The 5,115-nt window shown below is 65.5% G+C and carries 4 protein-coding genes; 1 reads left to right on the forward strand and 3 read right to left on the reverse strand.

Features of this window, described 5'->3' with window-relative positions:
• Nucleotides 1–494 precede the first annotated feature (494 nt).
• Both flhA and flhB read right to left on the reverse strand, forming a co-directional pair.
• Nucleotides 495–2,576, reverse strand: a complete 2,082-nt coding sequence (gene flhA, locus AC1D01_RS20135; RefSeq protein WP_477869378.1) for a flagellar biosynthesis protein FlhA — start codon at nt 2,574–2,576, stop codon at nt 495–497.
• Entirely contained in the window at nt 2,573–3,742 is a 1,170-nt protein-coding gene (gene flhB, locus AC1D01_RS20140) for a flagellar biosynthesis protein FlhB (RefSeq protein WP_477869380.1), read from the reverse strand. The genes flhA and flhB overlap by 4 nt, the downstream gene beginning before the upstream one ends.
• 236 nt (nt 3,743–3,978) lie before the next feature.
• Here flhB and AC1D01_RS20145 point away from each other — a divergent pair, with 236 nt between their 5' ends.
• Nucleotides 3,979–4,884 carry a hypothetical protein gene (locus AC1D01_RS20145; protein WP_477869382.1) on the forward strand — a complete coding sequence of 302 codons (906 nt, stop codon included), beginning with the start codon at nt 3,979–3,981 and terminating at the stop codon, nt 4,882–4,884.
• On the opposite strand, the gene AC1D01_RS20150 is transcribed toward AC1D01_RS20145, so the two are convergent.
• Nucleotides 4,878–5,115: flagellar biosynthetic protein FliR (locus AC1D01_RS20150; RefSeq protein ID WP_477869384.1), on the reverse strand; the 238-nt coding region annotated here is incomplete at its 5' end. The genes AC1D01_RS20145 and AC1D01_RS20150 overlap by 7 nt on opposite strands.

The raw sequence follows: 5,115 nt of genomic DNA on the forward strand, positions 1-5,115 counted from the left end.
CGCTCGATCTGTTGAACGCTTTCCGGCGCCATGGCCAGCACCTCGACGCCTTCGGCGCAGGGCTTGGTCGAGAGCACGACGGCGTCTTCGCCGAAAGCCTGGCGGACCAGGGTCAGGGCGTCGCGCGAAGTGCGGGCGGTGAAGCGTTTGACGTTCATCGGGAGCTCCAGGAGATCGAGCAGGAACCAGTGGCAAGCAATGGCATCCAGTGTGTGAGAGCGCAGCCGGCCGCGGTCCGGGGATGAGCCACCGTAAATCCCTTCATTTGGGATGTTTCGTGCCGAGGGGGCACGGCGGTGGACAGGAAGGCAGAGGTCATGGGCGGACGCGGTGGATGCGTGCCGTCATTGTTCCGGGGTGGACCGGAAACTTGAGGCCGATGAGAGGGGGGAAAGCCGGCCTGTTTCTGTGGCAAAGGCGCGGGTGGGGAAGATGACAAGCGAACAAATGAGGGTTGATCCCGGGTTGTCACCCGGGACACCGGAACCACGCGATCAGTTCGCCCCGATGATCGACCCGATGCGGATCGAGTGCGTTTCCGGAATCTCGCTGTGCCCCAGCACCCGCAGCCGCGGCGCGGCGCGCTTCAGCAGCCGGGCCATCGGCGCGCGGATCATGTCCGGCACCAACAGGCAGGCCGGGTGGCCCAGGTCTTCCTGGCGCTTGGCCGAGGCAGCGGCGCTGCGCGTCAGCGTGTCGGCGACGCCCGGGTCGAGCACCGCGCCGTGCGGCGAGTTCAGCGCCTGCGTCACCAGGCGCTCCAGCTCCGGCTCCAGCGCGATCACCTCGAGCTCCTTCACCGGGCCGTAGATCTGCTGCACGATGGCCGGCGCCAGGCTGATGCGGATGCGCCGCGCCAGCTCACCCGGCTCGCTCGCCACCGCCGCATGCTCGGCCAGGCTCTCGACGATCGAGCGCATGTCGCGGATGTGCACGCCCTCTTCCAGCAGCAGCTGCAACACCTTCTGCAGGCTGGCGATGCCGACCATCTTCGGGATCACGTCTTCCATCAGCTTCGGCGCGAGCTTGGTCACGTGCTCGACCAGCTGCTGCGTCTCGACACGGCCGAGCAGCTTGGCCGCGTGCAGCTGCATCAGGTGCGACAGGTGCGTGGCCACCACGGTGGAGCAGTCCACCACCGTGAAGCCGTTCATCTGCGCCGCTTCGCGCTGGCGCTCCTCGATCCACACGGCCGGCAGCCCGAACGCCGGGTCGGTGGTGCGGGTGCCGATCAGCTGGGTGGTCGCGCCGCCCGGGTTGATCGCCAGCAGCATGCCCGGGAAGGCCTCGCCCTCGCCGACCACCGCGCCGCGCAGCGTCAGCCGGTACATGCTGGGCTTGAGCTCCAGGTTGTCGCGGATGTGCACCGGCGGCGGCAGGAAGCCGACATCCTGCGCGAACTTGCGCCGCACGCCCTTGATGCGCTGCAGCAGGTCGCCCTCGCGGTTCTTGTCGACCAGCGTGATCAGCCGGTAGCCCACTTCCAGGCCCAGCGTGTCGACCGGCTGCAGGTCGTCCCAGCTGGCCTCGGCATTCGGCTCGGCCACCGGCGCGGCCGGCGGCGGCGTGTTCCGGACGCGCTTGTTGCGCTCGTTCATCCACCAGGCCGCATAGCCCATGCTGCCCGAGATCAGCAGGAACACCAGGTGCGGCATGCCCGGGATGATGCCCAGCAGGCCGATCACGCCGGCGGTGATGCCCAGCACGCGCGGCGAGTTGAAGACCTGGCTCGCGACCTGCGTGCCGACGTCTTCTTCCTTGCCGACGCGCGACACCACCATCGCCGCCGCCACCGAGATCAGCAGCGCCGGCACCTGGGCCACCAGCGCATCGCCGATGGCCAGCAGGATGTAGCTGTCGGCCGCCTGCGACGCCGACAGGTCGTGCTGGGCCACGCCGATGATGAAGCCGCCGATGATGTTGATGAACAGGATCAGCAGGCCGGCCATCGCGTCGCCGCGCACGAACTTGCTGGCACCGTCCATCGAACCGAAGAACTCCGCCTCGTTGCCCACTTCGAGGCGGCGGCGCTTGGCCTCCTTCTCGTCGATCAGGCCGGCGTTCAGGTCGGCGTCGATCGCCATCTGCTTGCCGGGCATCGCATCCAGCGTGAAGCGCGCGCCGACTTCGGCGATTCGCTCGGCGCCCTTGGTCACCACGACGAAGTTGATCACCACCAGGATCGCGAACACGATCAGGCCGACCGCGAAGTTGCCGCCGATCAGGAAGTGGCCGAAGGATTCGATCACCTTGCCGGCCGCGCCAGGCCCGGTGTGACCCTGCAGCAGCACGACGCGGGTGGAGGCGATGTTCAGCGACAGCCGCAGCAGCGTGGTCAGCAGGATCACGGTCGGGAAGGCCGAGAAATCGAGCGGCCGCACCATGTAGGCCGCGACCATCATCACCATCAGCGCCATCGCGATGTTGAAGGTGAACAGCAGGTCGAGCGCGAAGGCCGGCAGCGGCAGCACCATCATGGACAGCACCATGATGATGAAGACCGGCGCCATCAGCGCCTTGATCGCCTTGGCATGCGGGCCGAGCCAGCCCTGGATCTGTTGGATCAGCGGATTCATTCAGTGTCCTCGGTGGCCTTCAGGCCGTACTTGCCGCTCTTCGGGTTGTGCGGATCGAGCTCGTCCGGCACGTTCAGTTCGGGCAGCGCGCCCGGCAGCGCGACGCGGCCGCTCAGCGCGGCACGCAGCTGGTAGACGTAGGCGAGCACCTGGGCGACGGCCGCGAACAGCGCGGCCGGGATCTCGCGGTCGACCTCGGCGTGGGCATACAGCGCACGCGCCAGCACCGGCGCCTGCAGCACCGGCACCTTCGATTCCTTCGCGGTGTCGCGGATGCGCATGGCCATCAGGTCGGCGCCCTTGGCGACCACGCGCGGCGCGCCCATCTTGCCTTCGTCGTACTTCAGCGCGACGGCGTAGTGGGTCGGGTTCATCACGACCAGGTCGGCAGTGGGCACGGCGGCCAACATGCGGCGATTGGCCATCTCGCGCATGCGGGCGCGGATCTTGGCCTTGATCTCCATGTTGCCTTCGACTTCCTTGTGCTCCTGCTTGATTTCCTGGTGGCTCATCTTCAGGCGCATCGCGTGCAGCTGGCGCTGCAGCGGCACGTCGACCGCCGCGAAGGCGGCCAGCGCCAGCAGCACCAGCAGCATGCCGCCGACGATGGTGCTGCCGACGTGCGACAGCGCCTGCGGCAGCGGCATCGACAGTGCACCGGCGAACATCTCGACGTGCGAGCGCAGGTACATCGCGCCGATGGTGCCGAGGATCAGCGCCAGCACGGCGCCCTTGATCGCCTCGATCAGCTGCTGCTTCGAGAACAGCTTGCCGATGCCGGTGATCGGGTTGAACTTGTCGAACTTGGGCGCGAGCGGCTTGAGCGTCCAGACCCAGCCGCCGGCCGCGACGGCGACGGCCACGCCGACCACCATCATCAGCAGGCCCATCGGCAGCACGACCCAGATCAGCTTGCTCGTGAGTTCGGCCAGCCGCTCGCCCATCGCCTCGGGATTCTTCGCCATCACGGCGTTGAACTGCAGGCCGGTGGCGAGCAGCTGCTTCAGCCAGCGCGACAGCAGCGGCGCCGCGGCCACCAGCGCCGCACCGCCGACCGCGATCGCCGCGAAGTGCGACAGATCGCGCGAACGCGCGACCTGGCCCTCGGATCGGGCCTTGTCGAGCTTTCGCTGCGAGGCGGGCAGGTTGCGGTCTTGGTCGGACATGGCGGGGGCGGTGGTGTGCTCCCGCGATTGTTCCGGGGTGGGGGCGGAACTTGAGCCGGATCAGAGGGGGGAAAGCGGCTCTGTTTCGTGACCATGCCCCCGCGTTACGAAGACTCCTCTCTCCCTGAGCGATGGCCCACGTTGGAACCCTGCAGCCGACGAAGTCACTTACCTGTGTCCCGAACAACAGGCGGCGAAGCGCGATCGTTTACGCCGCCAACTCAGAAGGAAGTTCCGTGATCGAATCAGCGAAGACAAAAGTCAGACACGGCTTTGACAAAACCCGTGACACCGCGAGGAGCGGAGCGAGGAAGCTACGCCGTGGCATCGCCAAGGCCGCTCACAGCGCAAAGGAATTCCTCGCTCACATTCGACTGAATGTCGGCAATGGAGTTTCTCCTCACGCCAAAACCTCATCGGGGCAAGATTCTTCCATTTCAAACGATCAAAGCAGCAGTGACGAGCACGGCATTGGATCGTCGACAAGTGAAATCGTTCGCCAAGAATCGCCAATAATGTACTGCCCTCACGACGATCAACGGGGAAACTACTGGATCAAATCCGCATTGGAACCGGAATCTTCGGAGAAGGTCCGTTCCGAGCAGCAGGAGTTCGAGTCCAAGATTCTCACCGCGATCAATCGCTCCCCTTCAACCCATGGAAGGAATGCGGGGTCGAGTCAGCGGGAGCGCCTTCGGGATCACATACAGGAAACCAAAGACAGCGTGACACTCAGCATCCTCGACCAGTTCGGAACATCGTGCCCTTCCGAACTTCGCAAGGGGATCCGTCAAGCGATCGAGACGACCGCCGCACCCGTGCATGCTCTGCTCCAGATTCACGCCGCCTTCAAGAACGCGAAAACCTTCCTCGATAAGTGGACCCGCGCCTACCCGTGCCGACCAGGAACAGAAGTCGACGGCTGCCTGGTCTCTCTTGCCGAAGCGACGTCTCCTGAATTCGTAGGACTGCTTCCCAGCGACCTCAGGAAGTACCTCAATGACGTCGAGCGGCAGATCAAGCACGAGCGCAATGACAGCGACAAATACCGCCTCTCCGAGACTGTAGTGAAAGCCTTCCGCACGCTCGATGACTACCTCCGCAAGACAACGCAGGAAGCCATTGCGACGAACCGCTACTGAAACCTGCTCAACATCTGCTCCAGTGCCATCGTGAACGGCGCCTGCATCATCGGCAGCGTCAGCAGCACGCCCACCAGGCCGACGCCGAGCGTGATCGGGAAACCGACCGCGAAGATGTTCATCTGCTGGGCGATGCGCGAGATCACGCCCATCACCAGGTTCACGAACAGCAGCATCGTGACCATCGGCAGTGCGATCCACAGCCCGAGCTTGAAGACCTCGGCACCCCAC

The sequence above is a fragment of the Rhizobacter sp. P3_B12 genome (assembly GCF_056402895.1).

Excerpts from the sequence above, each read along its gene's own strand:
- flhB (WP_477869380.1), bottom strand. The coding sequence starts at position 3,742 with ATGTCCGACCAAGACCGCAACCTGCCCGCCTCGCAGCGAAAGCTCGAC.
- flhA (WP_477869378.1), bottom strand. The coding sequence starts at position 2,576 with ATGAATCCGCTGATCCAACAGATCCAGGGCTGGCTCGGCCCGCATGCC.